The sequence below is a fragment of the Nocardia sp. NPDC050717 genome (genome assembly GCF_040654275.1).
GTDB lineage: Bacteria > Actinomycetota > Actinomycetes > Mycobacteriales > Mycobacteriaceae > Nocardia.
In genome coordinates this window covers 78,931-98,784 of sequence record NZ_JBFAHR010000004.1, presented here as the reverse complement: position 1 = coordinate 98,784, position 19,854 = coordinate 78,931, and the positions used below count along the sequence as shown (strand labels likewise).

General features: G+C 65.7%; 19 protein-coding genes. 7 read left to right on the top strand and 12 right to left on the bottom strand.

Annotated elements, in window-relative coordinates; all coding sequences use genetic code 11:
- Positions 1-150: 150 nt before the first annotated feature.
- The gene (locus AB0H56_RS11070; protein ID WP_357160482.1) at positions 151-2,640 is read left to right on the top strand and encodes a tetratricopeptide repeat protein; all 2,490 of its coding nucleotides are present in this window, start codon (positions 151-153) and stop codon (positions 2,638-2,640) included.
- Here the strand turns inward: AB0H56_RS11070 and AB0H56_RS11065 are convergent.
- Positions 2,603-3,130, bottom strand: a complete 528-nt coding sequence (locus tag AB0H56_RS11065) for a DinB family protein (RefSeq protein ID WP_357160479.1) — start codon at positions 3,128-3,130, stop codon at positions 2,603-2,605. The genes AB0H56_RS11070 and AB0H56_RS11065 overlap by 38 nt on opposite strands.
- A gap of 62 nt (positions 3,131-3,192) precedes the next feature.
- On the opposite strand from AB0H56_RS11065, the gene AB0H56_RS11060 reads away from it, so the two are divergent.
- Positions 3,193-4,149, top strand: coding sequence for a YafY family protein (locus AB0H56_RS11060; protein ID WP_357160476.1), 957 nt, complete (start codon positions 3,193-3,195; stop codon positions 4,147-4,149).
- Between the two features lie 5 nt (positions 4,150-4,154).
- Here the strand turns inward: AB0H56_RS11060 and AB0H56_RS11055 are convergent, their stop codons facing one another.
- The 7 genes from AB0H56_RS11055 to AB0H56_RS11025 form a co-directional block, all read right to left on the bottom strand.
- Entirely contained in the window at positions 4,155-4,478 is a 324-nt protein-coding gene (locus AB0H56_RS11055) for a hypothetical protein (protein ID WP_357160473.1), read from the bottom strand.
- Positions 4,479-4,489: 11 nt separating this feature from the next.
- The gene (locus tag AB0H56_RS11050) at positions 4,490-4,882 is read right to left on the bottom strand and encodes a hypothetical protein (RefSeq protein ID WP_357160470.1); all 393 of its coding nucleotides are present in this window, start codon (positions 4,880-4,882) and stop codon (positions 4,490-4,492) included.
- The gene (locus AB0H56_RS11045; RefSeq protein WP_357160468.1) at positions 4,882-6,135 is read right to left on the bottom strand and encodes an amidase domain-containing protein; all 1,254 of its coding nucleotides are present in this window, start codon (positions 6,133-6,135) and stop codon (positions 4,882-4,884) included. Before AB0H56_RS11045 ends, AB0H56_RS11050 begins: the two co-directional genes overlap by 1 nt.
- A 214-nt stretch (positions 6,136-6,349) precedes the next feature.
- Positions 6,350-6,985: a hypothetical protein gene (locus AB0H56_RS11040; RefSeq protein WP_357160465.1), complete on the bottom strand. Its 636-nt coding sequence runs from the start codon at positions 6,983-6,985 to the stop codon at positions 6,350-6,352.
- A gap of 122 nt (positions 6,986-7,107) precedes the next feature.
- Complete coding sequence (locus AB0H56_RS11035; protein WP_357160462.1) at positions 7,108-8,382, bottom strand: hypothetical protein; 1,275 nt, start codon at positions 8,380-8,382, stop codon at positions 7,108-7,110.
- Entirely contained in the window at positions 8,379-8,594 is a 216-nt protein-coding gene (locus AB0H56_RS11030) for a hypothetical protein (protein WP_146229188.1), read from the bottom strand. The genes AB0H56_RS11035 and AB0H56_RS11030 overlap by 4 nt, the downstream gene beginning before the upstream one ends.
- 361 nt (positions 8,595-8,955) lie before the next feature.
- Positions 8,956-9,780, bottom strand: coding sequence for a hypothetical protein (locus tag AB0H56_RS11025; protein ID WP_357160457.1), 825 nt, complete (start codon positions 9,778-9,780; stop codon positions 8,956-8,958).
- 205 nt (positions 9,781-9,985) lie between these two features.
- Between AB0H56_RS11025 and AB0H56_RS11020 the strand changes: the two genes are divergently transcribed.
- The 3 genes from AB0H56_RS11020 to AB0H56_RS11010 are packed head-to-tail and all read left to right on the top strand — an operon-like array spanning position 9,986 to position 13,986.
- Positions 9,986-10,660, top strand: a complete 675-nt coding sequence (locus tag AB0H56_RS11020; protein WP_357160454.1) for a hypothetical protein — start codon at positions 9,986-9,988, stop codon at positions 10,658-10,660.
- 57 nt (positions 10,661-10,717) lie between these two features.
- Entirely contained in the window at positions 10,718-12,148 is a 1,431-nt protein-coding gene (locus AB0H56_RS11015; RefSeq protein WP_357160451.1) for a transcriptional regulator, read from the top strand.
- Between the two features lie 50 nt (positions 12,149-12,198).
- Positions 12,199-13,986, top strand: coding sequence for a DEAD/DEAH box helicase (locus tag AB0H56_RS11010; protein ID WP_357160448.1), 1,788 nt, complete (start codon positions 12,199-12,201; stop codon positions 13,984-13,986).
- Positions 13,987-14,001: 15 nt separating this feature from the next.
- Here AB0H56_RS11010 and AB0H56_RS11005 read toward each other — a convergent pair whose 3' ends face one another.
- The gene (locus tag AB0H56_RS11005; protein WP_357160444.1) at positions 14,002-14,778 is read right to left on the bottom strand and encodes an NgoMIV family type II restriction endonuclease; all 777 of its coding nucleotides are present in this window, start codon (positions 14,776-14,778) and stop codon (positions 14,002-14,004) included.
- 64 nt (positions 14,779-14,842) lie between these two features.
- Entirely contained in the window at positions 14,843-15,229 is a 387-nt protein-coding gene (locus AB0H56_RS11000; RefSeq protein WP_357161247.1) for a very short patch repair endonuclease, read from the bottom strand.
- 183 nt (positions 15,230-15,412) lie between these two features.
- On the opposite strand from AB0H56_RS11000, the gene dcm reads away from it, so the two are divergent.
- Positions 15,413-16,753, top strand: coding sequence for a DNA (cytosine-5-)-methyltransferase (gene dcm, locus AB0H56_RS10995; RefSeq protein WP_357160441.1), 1,341 nt, complete (start codon positions 15,413-15,415; stop codon positions 16,751-16,753).
- A gap of 485 nt (positions 16,754-17,238) precedes the next feature.
- Here dcm and AB0H56_RS10990 read toward each other — a convergent pair whose 3' ends face one another.
- Positions 17,239-17,877 (bottom strand): hypothetical protein, encoded by a 639-nt coding sequence (locus AB0H56_RS10990; RefSeq protein WP_357160438.1) that lies wholly within the window; start codon positions 17,875-17,877, stop codon positions 17,239-17,241.
- Between the two features lie 66 nt (positions 17,878-17,943).
- Between AB0H56_RS10990 and AB0H56_RS10985 the strand changes: the two genes are divergently transcribed.
- A complete protein-coding gene (locus tag AB0H56_RS10985) occupies positions 17,944-18,375 on the top strand; it encodes an NUDIX domain-containing protein (RefSeq protein WP_357160435.1) in 432 nt (143 codons plus the stop codon).
- Here AB0H56_RS10985 and AB0H56_RS10980 read toward each other — a convergent pair whose 3' ends face one another.
- The gene (locus AB0H56_RS10980; protein ID WP_357160432.1) at positions 18,376-19,665 is read right to left on the bottom strand and encodes a hypothetical protein; all 1,290 of its coding nucleotides are present in this window, start codon (positions 19,663-19,665) and stop codon (positions 18,376-18,378) included.
- Positions 19,666-19,854 lie beyond the last annotated feature (189 nt).

The window sequence follows — 19,854 nt, the reverse complement described above, 5'->3', positions numbered from 1 at the left end:
TCCGCTGTTCGCGGTGTGTCTCAATAACAGCCCGGGCGGCACGGGAACACGATGCCTGTGGGACACTGTGGGACAGTGAAAAACGGCCCTGACCTCCCACTTGTCGGTGGGAAATCAGTCGTACCGGGCCGGGACGATGGAGTGCGAACGGTGGTTGTGCAGCAGCAGGCGCGGGCCTATCCGCAGGACGAACTCGCCGCGCGCCTGCGCATGATCCAGGAGTTGTCGGGCCAGGGCGTGCGCGCGCTCGCCCGCGACACCGGGCTGAGCTCGTCGTCGCTGTCGCGGTATCTGAGCGGTCAGACCGTGCCGCCGTGGCCCGCCGTGCTGGAGCTGTGCCGCCTGGTCAAACGCGATCCGCGGCCGCTGCGCCCGCTGTGGGAGCGGGCCACCAACCCGCTGCCCGCGCCGCCGAAGACGAGTCGCCAGGTGCAGCCGCCCAGCCCACCCGCCGACGCGCCGCGGCCCCCGCGCAACGATCTGCCCCGCGACATCCCCGACTTCACCGGCCGGGCCGAAGCCCTCGACGCGGTGCTCGACGCCGTACGCACCGACCGGGTGGTCGCCATCGACGGCATGGCCGGGGTCGGCAAGACCTCGCTGGCCGTGCACGCCGCGCACCGCCTGGCCGCCGACTATCCCGATGCCCAGCTCTACCTCGACCTGCACGGCTTCACCGACGGCCGGCAACCGCTCGACCCCGACGCCGCGCTGCGTTCGCTGCTGGCCGCGTTGCAGGTGCCTTCGGAGAAGATCCCGCAGGGCGAGGACGTGGAACAGCGGGCCGCGTGCTGGCGCTCGGAGCTGGCTCAGCTCAAAGCCGTTGTGGTGCTGGACAATGTCGTCGACGCCGACCAGGTGCGGCTGCTGCTGCCCGGCGCGGGCGACTCGGTCGCACTGATCACCAGCCGCAACCGGCTGCTCGGGCTCGACGAGGTGCCGCCGGTGACCCTCGACGTGTTGTCCGCGGCCGAGAGCGCCGAGCTGCTGGCCCGTGCCAGCGGCGACGGGCCCGACGGGCGGCTGGCCAAGGACCCCGACGCCGCCGCCGAGGTGCTGCGGCTGTGCGGACACCTGCCGCTGGCGCTGCGCCTGGCCGCCGCCCGCCTGCGGCATCGGCCCGGCTGGTCGGTCGGCATCCTGGTGGAGCGCATGGCGGAGGGCCCCAGCGAATTCGACACCGCCTTCGGCATGTCGGTCCGGCAGCTCAACCGTGACCAGCGGCGGCTGTTCCGGTTGCTCGGGCTGCTGCCCGGCTCCTCGTTCACCGACTACGTGGCGGCCGCGCTGGCCGACATCCCGCTGCGCACCGCGCGGACGATGCTCGAGGAACTGCTCGACGCCCACCTCGTGCAGCAGCCCGCCGAGGATCGCTACCGTTTGCACGATCTGGTGCACCAGCACGCCCGCCGCGCGACCCTCGACCAGGACTCGCAGGCCGAGCGGGACAGGGCGCTGCTGCGCGTGCTCGACTACTACGTGCACACCGCGGCCGCCGCCGACGCCGCCATGCCGTTCCTGTCACCGGGGCGACCCGTCTCGGCCGGATCGCCGCCTGCCGAACTGCCCCGCTTCGCCGACAAGAACACCGCGTTCCTGTGGTTCGTCGCCGAGTACACCAACCTCATGTCGGCGTTCTACGCGGCGGTCGCGGCCAGGGCCGACGTGCACGTCTGCGAACTGCCGCGCTTCATGCGTGCCTATTTCGCGCGCCGCTGCGGCACCACCCATCTCAATGCCCTGTTCGAGCAATCCCTCTCCGCCGCACAGCATCTCGGCGATCCACTGCAGCTGGCCGAGGCGCACAGCGACCTCGGCTTCGCCCGCTACAACGCGGGCCGCATGGCCGAGGCCGCCGAGGCGTACGCCGCCGCCGAGCCCCTGGTGAGCGCGGCGGGCGACACCCTCACCGAAGCCGAACTGACCATGCGCCGCGCCCAACTCCATTGGGACGAAGGCGATGTCGAACGTCCGCTGACCCTGTTCCGTCGGGCGAGCGAGCTCTACACCGCCGCCGACTGCCCGATGGGCGCCGCGCACGCGATCGCCAGCGAGGCGTGGGCGATGCTGCAACTCGGTCAGCGCGAGCAGGCCGCTCAGCTGGCCCGGCAGGCTCTCGACATCCCGCACGCCGACCCCGGATGGCCGCCGTCGCTGCCCGCCCGCATCACCCTCGGTGTCTCCATCGCCGCCGACGAACCCGAAGCGGCACTGGATCATCTGGCCGAGGCGCTGACACTGGCCCGCGAGGACGGCCACAAGCACAACGAGGCCTGGTGCCTGAACTGCCGGGGCGTCGCGCTGCGCCAGATGGGCCGCTACGACGAGGCGCTGGCCAGCCACCGCGCGGCCTTCGCCCTGCTCGACGAACTGTTCGAGGAGCACTGGAAGATCCACTTCCTCAACGGCTACGCCGAAACCTGCCGTCTCGCGGGCCTTCCCGACGACGCGGTGCGCCTGTATCGCGAAACCCTCGACCTGGCACCGCGACTCGGCTACCGATTCGAGGAGGCGATGGCGCACCAGGGGATCGCCGAGGTGCTAGACGACCCCGCCGCCGCCGCGGAGCATCGCGCGGCGGCCGAGGCCATCCTCGCCGAGCTCAGCCCATCGACTTCGCGCCGTCCAGCGCTTCCCTAATGATGTCGGCGTGGCCGGTGTGCTGCGCGGTCTCGGACATGATGTGCATGAACGTGCGCCGGGCGCTCCAGCGCGCACCGGGCTCGAACCAGGGCGCCTCCGGCAGCGGCTGACTCGCGTTCAGATCGGGCACGGTGCGCACGAGCTCGTCGGTCCGCGCGGCCACCCGCTCGTACTCGGCGAGCAGGCCTTCGAGGGTCTCGCCGGGCAGCATCCGGAACGCGTCGGACCAGGCGGCGAGCTGTTCCTCGGTCATCGAGTCGAAATCGGGGGTGGCCGCCGGGCCCTCGACGATGAACTTCGCCCAGTTGGCCTCGACCGAGGCCACGTGCTTGATCAGCCCACCGAGGCAGAGCTCGCTGACGGTGGTGCGCAGCCCGGCCTGCTCGTCGGTCAGGTCGCGGGTGGTGTTCCGCAGGAAGAAGCGGTGCTTGCCCAGCATCTCCAGCAGGTCGGTGCGTTCGGTGTCGAGAAGCGTCTCTGAAGTCATGAACCCAAGGTAGAACCCATTGCGGCCACTTTCTGTCCGCAATTGCGCGGATACTGGAAAACATGGCCGACACGAGCGCACGCACCCTCCGTCTGCTGTCGTTGCTGCAGACCCATCGCTACTGGCCAGGCACGGAACTGTCGGAGCGCCTCGGCGTTTCGGCGCGCACGCTGCGCCGCGACATCGACCGGCTGCGTGACCTCGGCTATCCCGTGCACGCGCGCCCCGGCGTGGAGGGCGGCTATCAGCTGGCGGCCGGCGCCGCGCTGCCGCCGCTGGTCCTCGACGACGACGAGGCCGTCGCCATCACCGTCTGTCTACAGGCGGGCTCGCAGGGCGCGGCCGACGGCCTGGCCGAACCGTCGGTGCGGGCCCTGGCCAAGCTCGTCACCGTGCTGCCCACCCGCCTGCGCCGCCGCGTCGACGCCCTACGTGCCATGACCATCTCCTCCGGCTGGAACTCCGTCCCCCTCGCCGACCTCGACCCCGCCGTCCTCACCGACCTGGCCATGACCTGCCGCGTCGAGGAACGCCTCTCCTTCACCTACACCGCCGCCGACGGCCGCACCAGCACCCGCGAGGTCGAACCGCACCGCCTCGTCTCCCTCGGCCGCCGCTGGTACCTGGTCGCCTACGACCTCACCCGCCACGACTGGCGCACCTTCCGCGTCGACCGCCTCTCCGACTCCCACACCACCGGCATCCGCTTCCGCCCCCGCGACCTCCCCGCCCCCGACGCGGCCGAATTCGTCCGCGCTGGAATAGGTTTCGGCAAAACCCTCTACACCGTCCACGCCGACATCGAGGCCCCCGCCCCCGACATCACCGCCCGCGTCGGCCGCTGGTGCACCGTCACCCCCCTCTCCGACACCCGCACCCACATCGAGATGACCGCCGACAACCTGGACTGGCCCCTCCTCGTCCTGGGCCGCGCCGAGGCCCCCTTCACCGTCCACGAACCCCCGGAACTCCTTGTCCGAGTGGCCGAATGGGGCTCGCGCTTCACCGCGTCGACCTAGCGGTGCTACTCCGACATCGTGTCCACAGCCTTACCGATCCGATCGAGGCTGGTGGCGTACCGCTCGTCGACGGAAACCCGTGCCGAAACGATTTCGACGATCTTCTGACCGATGCTCTCCAGTTCGTCGAGACCGGCGAGGATGTCGCGCTTTCGCATGAACGCCAGATCGACCAGTGCAGGCCCGGTCTTCCACCCGTCATTGGCCTCGGCGGCGGGGGCGATCTCGTCGAATTGGGTCTCGACGCGGGCTCGGGAATCGCTACTATTTGTCGAGATCGCGGTTCCCGCCTGCGCGGCTGTCGCGGGGTCGATGCAGATTTCGCCCATGGTTGTCCCTCTCAGATCCTGGCTGCGCAGGGGTGGTACTCGGATGACGCGGGTTCGTTCGATCCTGGAGAAACAGTCGCGAAGGTGACCAGTGCCGCGTACAGGCAGGTGACAACGACGGCGATGCCTGCGGCCAGAAGGCCGATCGGCTTCCAGCGGGACGTGGTGCGCGCAACCGACACGACAACGGCGATTAGCAGTATGGCCGTGCCCATGAGCAGACCCGCACCCAGCGAATTGAGCAGTACCGCGGCGCCGGGCACGTCGATGGTCTCCGCGCAGCGGGTGGCAAGCAGCTCACGTCTGCGGTCGTCGAGCATCGCATCTGCCGCGACCAGCGCGCCGATCGCGCCGAGGAACGCGCCCGTGGCGGCAGCGATGGTGATCTTCGGCTGAAGCGCCACTACCAGGTCTCCTTGGGTCGGATGACGCGGATGTTCTGGGTACCGCCGTCTTGGTTCGCGAAACCGACGCGATCGGTCAGGCTGAAGTCTTTCCCATTCGTCGTGTGCTGGGTGTAGAGAACGTCGCCGTTCGGCAGAACACCGGTCACGATCGCTGTGTGGTGGGCTTCGCCAGGGGAGTAGCTACCCACGTTCTGGGTGTGCTCCCAATAGATCACGTCGCCTGGCTTCGCTCCTTGGACGCCGACGTCCTGCGCGCCGTTGTCCAGGAAGAACTTCTTCTGTGCCTCGGCGTTGTACCAAGTGTCGGTGTAGCTGAGCCCCTGCAGCGATCCTGGGCCCGGTGGATCGAAATCCATCCCGGCCGTCCGGCTGTGGTTCCAGCCGTCGTCGTCGGTGGTGAGCGTGCCCTTCGAATCCAATCCGGCCGCCGACATCGTTGTCGACACGAAATTCGCGCAGTTGTTCTCGAAGATGTCGATCGAGGTGTCGTTCGCGTGGGCACGAGCGAATTCGACAGCCTTCACCGCGTTGTAGCCGTTGGATCCTTCGAGTTCCGTCTTGACACTCTCCGGTATTCCGTCGAGATTGTGCAGTTCGACGGGGACCGCCAGCATCAGGTCCTGTCGTCGTTCCACCGACAGTGAGTTCCACCACTGCGCAACGACATCGGGGGATTGGCCCGCGGGCAGCGTCTCACGGATAGCGTCGAGCGCATCGGTGACCGCCGCTGATTGTTGCTTGATCGCCTCGTCGAGCGAGCTGCTGTCCACACTGATAGCGAGTTTGCGCAGTGCGCCCGCCACCTCTTCGTCTGCTCGCGTTGCGGCGTCAACCGCGTCTTTGATGAGCGCATTGCACCGCGTGCGATCGTCTTCGGCGGCGTCGGGATCAGGATGGTCGGTGGGAACGACGAATGACTCGCCTTCCAAACGCAGGCCGGCTACGGTCCCCGCCGAGATCGCCGAACTCGCCTGGGATTGCGCGATACGCGCTGCGTCCTCCAGGGTGTCGAGGGCAGTGACTGCACCCCGCAACAGGACGCCGATCTCTTCGAGCTTGCCCGTGACTCCAACGATGCGGCCGCGCACGATCTCGCCGAGGTAGTCTGGCCACGATTCTTCCAAGCGACGGGTGCCGTTGGCGTGGATCTCGGCGACCGCTTCCTCGCAGTCTTTCGCCGCCGCGAGTAGGTCATTCGCCGCTGCTTGCCACTTCCCTGGGTCCGCGTAGCGTAGTTGGTGCAGATTCATCGCGTTCGTTCTTATCAGACGCCGGGTTGGACCGGCCGGTCCGTCGGTGCCTGCCCACCGAAGGCGAGCAGGCACCCGATCGGTCAGTCGACGCTGCCGAACGCGCCGTGCGGCCGCAGGTGATGCAACCACTTGCGCAACGGGTTCTGGCCGAGGTGCAGGCCGTTGTCGTGCCAGCCGCGGTCGAATTCGGCGGGGGTGAGCTCTACGGAAACTACCTCGGGCCGTAGTACGGTGGCTGACCGGGATTGTGCTGTGGCGCAACGGAACCCGGGACGGCCTGTCCCTGGTAAGGCGGATACTGCGGACCTGCCGCGGGCATCCCGTACGGCATCCCCTGGGCGGGCCACCCCGGCCGAGCGAAGTTCGCCCTCTTGCACCACCGACGAGTCGACGGCAACACCGCGAGAACGAACGTGACCACCGGGAACACCATCACCAGCAGCGAGACCACCCAGGGGATGTCGACATAGGCCCCGAGCATGCTGTCGACGCTGGTGTGCCCGAAGATCGAACTCTGCCCGTTGAAGATCGGAAGGTCGTACTGGAGGCTCATCGCCAGCCCCGTCAGCACGCCGAGCAGGTATGCCACGAGCACGCCGAAGCTCCCCAGCGCCACCAGCGTCGGCCCCGCCCCGCGCCTGCCGAACACCTGCGCCGCCCCCGCGAGCAGCAGGACCGCGGCGACGAGGTCGATCACGAACGACACCCCGACGACGATCGACACCCAGCCGGGCGTGTACCCCCACCCGAACAGCGGACTGTCGAAGCGCACCGTGTTCACCACGTACATGAGCACCCCGCCGAACGCGGCCAGTCCGCCGAGCACCGCCAGTATCGCCGCGGTCATCGCAGTCCCTCCGGTGGCGGGACGCTGGGCGGGAGCGGGATACATGGTTCCTCCTGGAATCGACAGTCGATGTCCCGGGTACCCACTCTCACGCACATCCATCCCGAGGTCGCGCCGGCGGCTCACCCCTGCCGGTATCGCTGCTTGCGGCGACGATGGAAGAACAGCTGATCGACCGCCACCGGCGCGACCATCGCGGTGATCTCGGCCAGCCGCGTGTCGTACTGATGCTCGGTGATGCACCGGTGCAGATGCGCCCGCCGCTCCGGACCCAGCCCGGCCCACACCGCGCCGAACCGAGCGCGGGCATCGGACCCCGCCACGGCGACCACATCGAGCAGTGCAGGCCAGCACCCGGTTTCGGTAGCCCGCGCGGGCAACTCGGCGACCGCGGCGTCGGACAACTCGGCCAGCGAACCGCCGACCACCGACTTGAACTGGCCGTCCATGCGAGTGGTCAACGTGAACAGTCCCCGCCAGCTGCCCGCGTCGTCGCTACCGTCCAGCGCCCGGACCAGCCCCGCCGCCACCCGGGCGTCGCCGAACACGGAATTCCCGACCAGCGTCCACAACCCGAGCGGCGTGAGATGCCCTGCCATCGTGAGGAATTCCGGCGCCGCCCCCACCCTCAGCGCGTTCATGACCAGCAGGGCGACATCCCGCGGCCGGGCGTTGCCGAACAGCACGTCACCCACCCGGCTGATCACATCGGTCGCGCACCGCGAGAACACCGACAGCGCGGCGTGCTGGAGCGCGGGCGTCCCCGCCAGGACGGTCTGCGCCATCCTCGGCACCCGCCGATGCGGCCCGTCCAGCAACTGCCGCACCACGGCGCTGAGGATCTCGACGTCGTACGCGTACGCCGCCGAATGAATCAGCCCCGCGTCGTCGTGCACCCCCGCCTCGACCGCCGCGATCAATTCCGTTGTCGCGCAAGACAGGAACGGCCCCGCCGTCACATAGTCACGCCGCCGCAGCAACTCGTTGACGATCTCGACCACGGGTTGCGTCGGCGCGATGTCCGCGATCTGCTCGATCGCCCGCGGATCGAGATACGGCGCGCAATCGGCCGCGTACCGCGGATCCAGCATCGTCAACGTCTCCGCGGCTTTCAACGGATGCTCCACACCCACAGCCCCCGCCGCCCGCCCCGTCGTCATCGGCGGAACGAGCCGCTGCACCAACGGAATCGAAATCGACAGCGGAATGAACGGCACCAGCGCGCTGATCCGCCGAAACGTCTCGGTGTGCTGATCGAACAGCACCCCCGAGATCTGCTGCTGCAACTCGTGTAACCGATCCGCCCCCAGGTAGCGCAGATGGTGCACCCGCTGCGGATGCACGTGCAGCGTCCGGGCCAGCAGAATCAACTGCGCCCGCGTCGTCAGATCCGTCATCGCCCGCCGAACATGATCTTCTTCGTCACCGCGCGCAACGGCCGCGGCAACGCCCCCATGATCGAGTCGATCGACTTGTCCAACGCCTTGGCCTCGAACGTCACCGCCGACCGCATCAACTCGAACAGATCCCGCGCTTCCTCCGCCGGCAGCCCCTGCAACGCGGGCAACGTCTCCGGCGCGCCATCACCCCGGTCACCTCGAACAACCATGTGACTCCTGAACAACGCGCGACTCTCACCCCGAGCATGCCGCCCCACCCCGATACTCACCAGTACTTCGCCAATATCTGTGCGGTACAACGAAAATTCCGGCACAGATACATGTGAACCAGCGTCTCAGTGACGAACTTCCACGGCGTTTACCTCTTGGCAGCAGATGGCCACCCTGACCTGCAAGTATTGAAGAGAGCGGTTCACGATCTCAACACCTAGATTTGTCGCGGTCTCTCGGCTTGCTGCCGGCATAACGCGGCGATCCTGATTTGCTCATTCGGGTAGACCGATCCGCGTCGCCGACGTCGAACCGGACGGACCATCGCCCCAGGGGCTCCTGGGCCAGCAGCGCAGGATCCTAGCGATGCTCACTGCTGGAAAGCGCTCGGTTCAACAGCGCGCCGGCATCGGCATGCCGTTCGTGCAGCAACAGTGGGCGGAGGATCAGCAGTACCTCGCGATCCTCCCGCAATCCTGCGTAATTGATAATCGCGGCTAATGCGTCCAGCAGATCCAGGTCGCGGCATGCAATGAGCGCGTTTGCAGCTTCCTCTGGTAGGGCATCCGTGCCAACGTGATGAATCATGCGGCTCGAGCTCTCCAGCTCACCGGTCGCGATGTAACCCGCAAGGTCCGATGCCGGCGGCCATAGAAGGGGGCGGCTCGGCCACGCGATGTCGGTGTTGATGTGCCGGTCCCCGCTGGCAAGGGGGACCGGCACATCAACACCGACTGCGGCCTCCCAGGTCTCCTCTTCCGAAGCGCGCGGTTCAGCCGGCTCAGTAGGCACGGATGCCCCACATTGTGGGCACGGAACCGCAGCCGTCAAGCGAGCCGCGATGTCCTTGCCGCCCGGCTTGTCAGCGATGCCGAGCCGCAACTCGAGGAGGTTCTCCCAGGTGAGGAGTTCCAGATCGCTATCGATCTCCGACGCCGCGAAGTTGTAGACCTGCCACAGAGTCGACTCGCGGGGGCCGAACTTGTACTGACCAGCGAGCAATCTGGAGACTGAGTACTTGCTGACTTCAGCCCTCTTGCTCAGCTCGCGATGAGACATGCGTGTGCAGCACATCAACTTGCGTACTTCGAAGTAGAACCGGCGCTGGTGGGCGGACCATGACTGGTCGAATTTGTAGTCCGAGCACTTGATCAATACAGCTCTCCCCCAAGACAGATGGCGCACGACCGAACCTATTGTGACTGCCGTAACCCTGGAGGTAAACAGGTTGGCTGTCCTGACTTTCTGCACATAACCGGCTGTAAAGTCAGGACAGCAGATGGGTTTCCATGTGCCGGATCGTGCTGTTGAGTTGATGAGGCCAGGCCGCTGGACCAATCCGGATCGGCGATCTCTTCCTGGAACGTCGACGTGAGAGGACCGATTGCTGATGGCTGTACCTGTATGGAATGACCCGAAGCTTGGAACCATGAAGGCCTGCGCGCTGTGGTTGGTGCAGGAAGTTGGGGTTGGCGGCCTCTTCACGAAGGGTCAGCTGCGAGACGCGTTTCCGGACAAGTCTCAGGTCGATCGGCGGATGCGAGACCTCCGCGACTTCGGCTGGCGGATCGATACCAATCGCGAGGATGCATCGCTCGGTCCGCATGAGCAGCGGTTCGTGGAGCAGGGCATAGCGGTGTGGGAACCAGGCAAGGCCACAAGGCCGGCCGGTGCAACGATCACGGCGGCCGAACGCTACGAGGTCATGGTGAAGGACGGGCGTAAGTGCCGTTCATGCGGCATCGGTCCGGGGGAGACCTACGCCGGCACTTACGTCGCGTCGCAGCTCGACGTCGCCCGCCGCACGGTGAGGCTGCCAGATGGTGGAACGTCGGTGCAGATGGTTCTCGAGTGCAGCCGATGCCGAATTGGAGGCCGCGACGCGATCGCCGACCTTGGTGACGTGCTGAACAGAGTCGATAAGCTGACCACCTATGAGAAACAGATGCTGAGTCAGTGGATCGAGCGGGATGCACGTGGTTTCAGCGAGGCGGAAGACTTGTGGGCGCTGTACAGGACGCTCCCAGCGGAGTCGCGGGGCGAAGTCCGGGACAGGTTGAAGTAGTCGCAGCGGCGGTCCGGCCCCAAGCCCACAAATATCTGATCGAGAGAGACCACAGGAATGTTCACAGACTTTGGTGTTCCCCCCACAGCGGACGCTGTTCGCGCGATGGTGGCGCAGCGACTCGGGGACCTCGACCACAACGTCGGTGTCGCCGAGACTCTGACGCTGGAGTGGCGCGATGCCCCGCTCCACGTTCAGGTCATCGACATGCCGATCACCGCGTTGTACTACAACCCCGGTACACACCGGATTCGGGCGCAGCGCAGTCTGGATCCGGTGCGTGACGCCGCGCTTTCGGATGACCCGTGGAGCCAGGAGAGCCAGAACTACCTACGGCACCTGCTCACTCGCCGGCCTGCGGACCTGGCGCAGCAGGACCCTGAGTTCGACAAGCTGGCCGAGCATCTAGAACAGTTCGGCCAGATCGAACCTGGCTTGATCACTCGCGAAGGAATCCTTGTCAACGGCAATACCCGCTGCGCTGCGCTGCGAGCTGGACGAACGGCCACCAGCATGCGTGTCGGGGTGCTGCCGGCATCGTGCACTTGGGACGATATCAATGCGGTCGAGGTCTCCCTCCAGTTGCGGCGCGATGAACGACGCAACTACTCATATGTCAATCGACTGCTCGCGCTGGAAGAGCAGCGGGATCAGCTTCACCGCCCGATATCGGTCATCGCGAAGACCTTTCACACGACTGCAAATGTCGTAGAGCGGGACTTCTGGGTATTGGCTGAGCTGCGGAATTGCATCGATCGCAGCCGAACCGCCGACCAGGAGTCGATGCGGCTCGCGGATTTCGAACAGTCTCAGGAGAAACTGGCTGAACTCTACCGTGCATATCAGGACGAGCATAAGAAGAACAAAGAACGAGCGGAGTTGCTGAAAGAGTCTCGACTCGCAGCGATTGTGCTGGAATATGCCAAGACTGATGTGCGGTTCGTCGGAACCGATTTTCAGGAACGGTATCTCGACAAAGGGTTGATCGAGGAGTTCGGGGGAACGGACCCGGGCGCCGGCGATGCTGTTGCGATCCCTGGACTCGGTCGCAGCGTAAAGGCATCAGGGGCTGATGTTGCTACTGCACGGGCGATCACCGACAAGCTCCTGCAGGCGAAAGCTGTTGCCGCTGCCGGCGAAGCCGTCGGGGAACATGCCAAAACTGAAGCCAGTAAGGTGATTTCGTCGTATAAGGAGGCCTTCGGCAACGCGATCACGGTGGCTGGTCGTGACGCGATGCTCCGGAAGAAGCGTCTCGCTGCTCCTGACCGGGTCGTGGCGGCCTGTAAGGACCTCGAGCAGGCTGTCAATGATGTTGTATTGGCGAGAGGGAATTCGAGTCTCGACGAAGACGCGTTCGACGACGCACTGGTTCAATTGCATACTGTCCTGGAGCAGCTCGCGATAGAGGCTCAGCGATCGGTCAAGATTCCCGGAAACGGTCTCGACTGGCTCGCTGCCGCGATCGAGAGTAGGGCCCGGTTGTAATGACCAACGTTCAGAATCCTTCGCTCCGCCTGCGGTTCGGAGTGACTCGCATGCGCGTGGAGCTGCTTACGACGCCGGACTTCCAGCCTGAATTCCAGCAGCTGGTCTCCCGTCTCAGTACTTCCGGCGCGAGGGGACCCTTGTCCGCCGAAGTGGATCTCGATGATTTCCTCGTAAATTTGGGTGAGCTCGGTAGCTGGTCCCATCCTGATGTTCAGTGGGCCGAAGACCTGCGGGTGCTCGTCACCGGGGTTCTCGACGACACCGAAGCTGTCGAGCGGAACCTCGATGGGACAGACGCGAACTCGGCGGACGCCGTACATCCGGACTCAGTCGCCGACTTGCTCGGCCATGACTGGACCGGCGAGCTCACCTCGTTCCAGCAGCGAGACATTGCTAGGCTCCTGTCGCTGCGACACGGAGCGAACTTCAGCGTTCCTGGTGCAGGCAAAACGCGTGTGGCACTGGCGGTATATGCTGCGGCACGCGCTCGGGGAGAGGCGGAGCGGCTGCTCGTTGTCGGTCCGAAGTCAGCATACGAGTCCTGGGAGTACGAGAGCTCGTACTGTTTTGCGGAACCGCTGCGCAGTGCCGTTACCGGCCGCACCACCGATTCGCTCGCGGAACTTTGCATTGTGAATTACGAACGCCTCGATCGTTCGCTGGACACTTTGGCAACCTGGCTCCGCGCCAAGCCCTCGATGATCGTGCTGGACGAGGCCCACCGGATCAAGCTCGGTGCGCGTGGTACGTACGGCTCGGCGGCTCTTGCTCTCGGTCCGTTGGCGAATCGTCGGCTGATTTTGACCGGAACGCCGGCACCGAACGGCGCACGTGACTTGGAGAGCTTGCTCTCGTTCGTGTGGCCCGGGCACGGTAAACGGGCTGTGATCGAGGCTGTTGGGGGTGGTGATCTCGCGCGTGCCAGCGCGGTACTCCGTCCGCTGTTCACCCGCACGACGAAGGATGAACTCGGGCTGCCCCCGTTTGAGTCGAGGATCAGGTATGTGGACATGCCTCCTCTACATGCGGAGGTTTACGAAGCGCTCAAAGGGAACTACTCCGCCCGCGCCGAGAGCTCGCGCGGGAATATCGAGGCACTCGGGCGGGCGATGCTGCGGATGCTGATGGCCGCGACCAGCCCTGCCCTGCTCCTCGAAGGTACGAGCCGATATGAGCCACTGGAGTACCAGCTTCCCCCACTTCAGCCGTCGCCGGGCGATTCGCTGTTCGACCTGCTCCAGAACCTACCCAGCATCGAGTTGTCACCCAAGTACCAGGAAGCTGTCAAGATCGTCGCCGACAACGCGTCGGCCGGCCGGAAAACCCTGGTATGGACGACTTTTGTCCGTAGCTTGACTACGCTCGAGAAGCTTCTCGAGAACTTCGGCCCTGCGACGGTTTACGGCGGCACCCCGGACCGGGACGAGCAATTGCGGCGATTCCGGGAAGACCCAGACTGCCATGTCCTCATCTCCAACCCGGCGACGCTTGGCGAAGGCGTCAGCCTCCACCACATCTGCCACGACGCGGTCTACGTTGACAGGGACTTCATGGCTGGCCGGTTCCTGCAAAGTCTGGACCGTATCCACCGGCTCGGGCTCGCACCAGGTACGGAGACGCGAGTGACGGTCCTCGCCACTCGCGGCACCGTCGACGAGGTGGTGCGCCTCCGCTTGGATGCGAAGCTGAGGTTCATGGCGGCGATTCTCGATGATCCAGACGTTCAGCAACTGGCTGACCTGGAAGAAGAGCCTGCCGCTGGTGCCGGCATGGACGCTGCGGACGTTCGTGCGCTACTGCGGCATTTCGATGACGTGGTCGCTCCGCCCGAGTAGACGATCCCCGGCGGGCTACCAAGTGGCCAGTGACGCAGCGAGTTGCGTGTAGTCCAGCAGGCGCCCCTGTTCTGTGACCTCTGCCCACGCATCTCGCTGTTCGCCGGTTCCGACCGCTGCCACGGCGTGGGCCATTGCGGGATATGCCAGATGGTAGGTGGCGTCGACTTCGCCGGTGCCGCGAGCGATCGATGCCAGCCGCGTCGGCAACGGCTCTGCAGTGATGGTCACCAAATGAGGCAGGCGACCCCGTCGATGCCGGATCATGTTTCCGTTCTCATGACGGATGTTCTGGACCCGGTCGGACCGGATAGTCCACTTGCAGGCCAGCGCCGCATGTAACCACGGATGCTCTGTCGCAGTCGGGGTACTGAGGAGACCCACGAGGACGTCCGGCTTGATCAAGTAGTCGGTCCCCAGGGTGACGCGAAGGTTGGGATCATTCGCAATCGCGCGGTCCATAGCAGCCAGGTGCTGGTATTGCGCATAGTTGACGATGCTCTGCCCTTTCCGGATTTCCCACTTGCGTAGCGGATCCAGCCGCGGAAGCTCGGTGGCGAGGTCTGCCGCGACCTGGGTCTCGAGCAGAACCCCCGGGTTGCCCGGCGGCTCGACCGGATCCGATGCACCGCCGTTCGGATTCGGGGCGGACAGGTACTCGAGCACAGCTGCTGACAACCGAAGGCTCGACACGTTGTCGGTGTCAGCGGTATTCGGTACCCACTGCCAGCCCAGCTTGTTCTTGCGGCTGCGCTTCCACCCCAGCAGGTCAGTTCCGAAGGTCATCCCCATATCTGCCAACTTAGCTCTGCCGGTGGGTTGCCGTGACCCCAGCTAGCTGATCACCTACGATCGCTCATATGTTCGGGTCCCGATCGAGCTTGTCGACCACCGCGGTCAGTGCGGCCGCGATCGGTTCGTGCTCCCATACCCGGACCACTGTCCAACCAGCAGTCGACAACGCGGCGTCGGCTTCCCGATCTCGCGTGACGTTACGGCGGAGCTTCGGTGTCCAGTACCACTCGTTCGTGGTCGGCGATCTGCCGTGCTCAGGGCATGCGTGCCAGAAGCAGCCATCGACAAACACCGCGACCCGGCGAGCTGTGAACACGATGTCCGGCCTGACTGGCCTGCGACCCTCGACCGCGATCGGGAAGTCTTTCCGGAACCGGTACCCGAGCCGATGCAGTTCGCTCCGTAGCTCGACCTCTGGTTTGGTGTCGGTGCGCCTGATCGCACGCATGTTGCGCCCGCGCCCTGGTGACGATGCTGTCGGCACGCCACGACGGCTTCCCGGCATCGGCGGTGACAAGTCGTCTCGATCCATCTCTTACCCAGCTTTCGACTGGTCGCTGACTGCACGGCATGATAGTCATCCGCGTCCCACAGGATCGCTCGATACATCACTTCGCAGAAGGGACACCGCGTGACCGAGCTCAGCGTCATCGAGATTTGCGCCGGAGCCGGCGGCCAGGCGCTCGGGCTCGAGCGAGCAGGCTTCGAGCACAAGCTTGCGGTCGAACTCGACCAAACCGCTGCGGACACGATCCAGCGTAATCGTCCGCACTGGAAGGTCGAGGTCGGTGACGTGGCCAATCCGGAGGTATTCAACCCGAAGGCCTTTGCTCCGGACGCAGAAGGACAAGGTGGACGGCAGATCGATCTGCTCGCAGGTGGTGTTCCGTGTCCTCCGTTCTCCATTGCGGGAAAGCAGCTCGGCGCGAATGACGAACGGGACTTGTTTGCTTGGGCTGTCGAACAAGTCGATGTCATGAGACCGCGTGCGCTGTTGCTCGAGAACGTTCGTGGGCTGAGCATGCCGCGCTTCGCTGGATACCGGCAGCACGTTCTGGACCGGCTCAGTAAATTCGGTTACTCGGCCGAGTGGCGCCTTATCCAGGCATCCGAATACGGAGTGCCTCAGCTGCGGCCCCGCTTCGTTCTCGTTGCTATGGCACCCGAAGATTTCCAGTACTTCAAGTGGCCCGAGGCCACTGGCGAAGTGAAAACCGTCGGGGAGACGCTCCTGCCATTGATGATGGAACGTGGATGGAAGGGCGCGACCGCGTGGGCGGAGAAGGCAAACGGCATCGCTCCGACAATCGTCGGTGGATCGAAGAAACACGGTGGTGCTGACCTGGGCCCGACCAGGGCGAAGCGAGCGTGGGCAGAACTCGGTGTAGATGCCTACGGCGTGCATGACACCGCGCCGCCCTACGATAAGCGTCCGATGACCGAGTTCGGCCCGAAACTGACAGTCGAGATGGTTGCGCGCATCCAAGGATGGGTGATGGCCAAGGACGAAGCCCATCGATCCGATCTGGAGGAGGCCGGGGACGGCGAGTTCGCTTGGATCTTCACGGGGAAGAAGACGGCACAATACCGACAGATTGGAAATGCGTTTCCACCCCCTGTCGCCAAAGCGATCGGGCAGTCCATTTCCCGCGCGCTTCGGCGCATCGGCGATCCGATCGAGCGCAATGACGATCCGCTCGCAGATCCCATATACAAGGTTCTGCGGGACCAGGCCCAGCAGGACCCGGACATATTCCTTACCGCGGCGCAAATCATTCAGCGGGCGAAACTCGCTATTGACGATCCCGAAATCGATCGTCGAATCTCCCTGCTGGACAAGGACTTCGAGATCATCAAGGATGAGAGGTCCAGCGGTCTCGCGTACCGAATAGGTGATTTTCGGGCGTTTACGGGTCAGGGGGACCATATTCGGCACGAGTATTATCGGAACCACATTTCGCGAGTGAGCTGATCTGCTCACGCCCGTGTCAGCGTGTGCCGTCGAGGTGAGGTGCGGTCCTTGCTACGCCGGGCACTGTGGCGGCTTGTTGGCATTGGGGCACGGTCGGCGTTCTGGGTAGCCAGGCGTCCAAATGATGCGCCCAAAGGGGCGTGTTTCACCGCCTGCTCCGCCGATTCCGTGATCGCTGCCCAGTCTTGTCCGGACGCTGAATTGTCATGGCTTACCGCCCTTTTCGGGATACCCCGCGCGCGTATATCTCAACTCGACCGAGGCGAGGTTCAGTGACAGGGTGAAGCGGTTGTGGTTATCCCACATCCGCTGGTGCTGTTGGCACACACGCCGACCGTCGCGAGTTGCGCGTCGGCGGTACGGACATGACGGGATCTCGCAGACCTTGACGGGCAGCTTGTCCGGCGGGGGGTAGGGCACGGGCACGTTGGCTCCTTGGGATGACAGCCGATCGAACGGCACAGCGTTGAAGAACGACAAGTGGATCAGTTCGATTGGCGGACCTTGATGGCATCCCTCGAGATGAGGACGTCGAACTCGCCCGGGGTGGCGATGACGGCGTTGCCGTAGGCGGACTTGACGAAGGGGGAGGTGTACCAGGATCCGGAGTTCATGTCTTCGAAGAAGTCTCGGTCGCCGCCGTTGAGGAAGAGGTGGTCCTGGGTGGGGGATTTGCCGTCGAGGCGTTGGCCGTAGAGGCGGGTGATCTTGTAGCCGGAGTGGAAGCCGAGGGCGTTGACCCAGGGGTGGAGCTCGACGATGTTGGCTTGGAGGACCCAGAGGTTGCCTTCGATGCGGTGGGTGGAGGTGGTGTCGGGGGCTCCGTCTTCGCCGAACAGGGTGAGTTCGATGTCGAGTTGGGCGTCTTGTCCGGCAACGGGTTTCGCGATGACGTGGGCGGCCTTGATCTCGCCGGTGAGGCCGAGGTAGGTCTGGAGGAGGGTGGCGATCCAGAGCAGGAGCACGGCCACCAGGAGTAGTGCCAGGCCGGGGAGACCGCGCGCGGCGATGGCTTTCGTGCCGCGGTGGCGCCGGGCCGCGAGCACCGCGGCGACCAGCAGGGCGAGGGCGATCAGGAGGAGCAGGCCGATCTGGGCGAGCCCGAAGGTCACCGGGAAACTCATGCACTGGGTATACCCCGAAATCGGCTGTGATAGGGGCGGTCTGGCGGTTCTCGGTAGGCTGTCACAGTGGCGAAGTATCGGGTGCTCGTCGGGGTTCATCTGGTGTTGCTCGACGCGGACGGCCGGGTGCTGTTGGGACGCAGGCTCGGGACCGGCTTCGGTGACGGGTTGTTCCACGTGCCCGCGGGACATCTCGAGGCGGGGGAGACGGCGGTCGCGGGGCTGATCCGGGAGGCGCGCGAAGAGGTCGGGGTCGAGATCGACGCGGGTGATGTGGAATTCGCGCATGTGCTGCACAGTCACGAACGGGTGCAGATGTTCTTCGTCGTGCGGCGATGGCGGGGCGAGGTGAGCAACCGTGAGCCGGACAAGTGTTCGGAACTGCGCTGGTTCCCCGTCGGTGAATTGCCCGCGGACATGGTGGAGTACTGCCGTGTCGCGCTCGATGCGGTGGTCGCCGGGCGGACGTTTGCCGAATTCGGTTGGCAGGAGCCCTGATCAGCTCGGTTCGGAGCGGTGGCGGAGGAGCAGGGCGATGACGACGGCGCAGCCGCAGGCCATCACGAGGGCGATGAGAGCCGGCGTCGCGTCGCGATGGACGTCGGCGGTGCGGTACCAGGTCGACGAGTAGGCCAGGTGGCCGAAGCGGTTGTCGCTCAAGGCGACACCGAGGGACGGGACGAACAGGATCGCGAGGCCGACGGTGGCCGAGGCCGGGCTCGCGGGGACGGCGCAGCCGACGCAGTAGCCGCAGACCGCGCCGAGAGCGAGGCAACCGAGCGCGGCGATCCAGTTCGCCGGTGGTTCGATCACATCGGTGGCGAGGACGAACACGGCCAGCGCGACGACGGCGGCCGCGGCGAACAGGGGACGCGGACCGCGCCGGCCCGCCAGCAGTCCGGCACCTACCGCGACAACGGTGCCCACGTCGATCCACCCTGAGCGCGGCAGCGTGATGACGAGACTGCCCGTGACGGCGAAGCCGGTCATCAACAGCAGGAGCAGGCCGTCGCGGTCGGGCAGGATCAGCGCCGCCGCGGTCGCCGCCGCGACCACCACCACGGCGCCGAGAATCAGTGCGAGTACGTGATGCTCGCTGTCGGCCAGGGCCAGGGAGGTCGTCAGAATCGTCGAGAACGCGATGACCGCCGCGAACACCGGCGCCAGTGGGATCGCGGTGTCGAGGAGGCGGTGCGGCCGGGCCTCGGCCGTGATCGCGAAGTAGGCGAGCGCGAGCACGCTGGCGCCGATGAACCACAGCGGCAGCGAGCCGGCCAGCACGCCGGCGAACCCCGCGGAGGACTTGTCGGTGGGTGTCTCGGTGAGATCGCCGAGGACGGTCGCGCTCGGCACGGCGAACAGGAAGACGGTGCGCGGCAGCGGCTCGTCCCACACCGCGACCGCCAGCGCGCCGAGCGCGGCGCCTGCCAGCAGGGCGTCGACGAAGTTCAGGGTGGGCAGGGAGAGCCCGGTGACCTGGGTGGGGTCACTGGTCGGGGCGAGTGCCAGGTGGGTCAGCAGGATGCCGGACAGCGCGATCAGCGCGGTCCACCTGGCGGCGCGGGCACTGCCGACCGCCACGGTGATCGCGGCGGTGATGACCGCGACGAACGCGCCGCCGGTCATCGCGCGCGGGATGTTGAACACCAGCAGGTCGAGACGGCGGGCGGAGGCGAGCGCGGCGAAACTGATCGGCAGCATGATGGCCAGCACCGCGACCGACGCCGCGACGAACACCGTCAGCGCTTTGACAATGGTGCGGATCTGACGCCGCGCCGGGGACTTCATCGGATCCATGCCACGGTGCGCGGTCGGGTGTCGTGGCCCGTCGCGCGCCGCTGCTCGTCTGTGTGCACGAATCTCCGATCCGGCCGAGGCGTCAGTCCAGGAGAGACCATGCGGGAGTCTATCGAGGTCGCGGGCCCGCGATCGGCTCCTCGCCGCGGCACGCGGACGTGTCGCGGCCGCATCCGGTCA

Bases quoted from the DNA above. Each gene is read 5' to 3' on its own strand.
- AB0H56_RS11030 (WP_146229188.1), bottom strand. From the start codon at position 8,594: ATGGTTGTTCGAGGTGACCGGGGTGATGGCGCGCCGGAGACGTTGCCC.
- AB0H56_RS11055 (WP_357160473.1), bottom strand. From the start codon at position 4,478: ATGGGCGAAATCTGCATCGACCCCGCGACAGCCGCGCAGGCGGGAACC.
- AB0H56_RS11005 (WP_357160444.1), bottom strand. From the start codon at position 14,778: ATGGGGATGACCTTCGGAACTGACCTGCTGGGGTGGAAGCGCAGCCGC.
- AB0H56_RS10980 (WP_357160432.1), bottom strand. From the start codon at position 19,665: ATGAAGTCCCCGGCGCGGCGTCAGATCCGCACCATTGTCAAAGCGCTG.
- AB0H56_RS11010 (WP_357160448.1), top strand. From the start codon at position 12,199: ATGCGCGTGGAGCTGCTTACGACGCCGGACTTCCAGCCTGAATTCCAG.
- AB0H56_RS11065 (WP_357160479.1), bottom strand. From the start codon at position 3,130: ATGACTTCAGAGACGCTTCTCGACACCGAACGCACCGACCTGCTGGAG.
- AB0H56_RS11020 (WP_357160454.1), top strand. From the start codon at position 9,986: ATGGCTGTACCTGTATGGAATGACCCGAAGCTTGGAACCATGAAGGCC.
- AB0H56_RS11000 (WP_357161247.1), bottom strand. From the start codon at position 15,229: ATGCGTGCGATCAGGCGCACCGACACCAAACCAGAGGTCGAGCTACGG.
- AB0H56_RS10990 (WP_357160438.1), bottom strand. From the start codon at position 17,877: ATGAGTTTCCCGGTGACCTTCGGGCTCGCCCAGATCGGCCTGCTCCTC.
- AB0H56_RS11035 (WP_357160462.1), bottom strand. From the start codon at position 8,382: ATGACGGATCTGACGACGCGGGCGCAGTTGATTCTGCTGGCCCGGACG.
- AB0H56_RS11060 (WP_357160476.1), top strand. From the start codon at position 3,193: ATGGCCGACACGAGCGCACGCACCCTCCGTCTGCTGTCGTTGCTGCAG.
- AB0H56_RS11040 (WP_357160465.1), bottom strand. From the start codon at position 6,985: ATGACCGCGGCGATACTGGCGGTGCTCGGCGGACTGGCCGCGTTCGGC.
- AB0H56_RS11015 (WP_357160451.1), top strand. From the start codon at position 10,718: ATGTTCACAGACTTTGGTGTTCCCCCCACAGCGGACGCTGTTCGCGCG.
- AB0H56_RS11045 (WP_357160468.1), bottom strand. From the start codon at position 6,135: ATGAATCTGCACCAACTACGCTACGCGGACCCAGGGAAGTGGCAAGCA.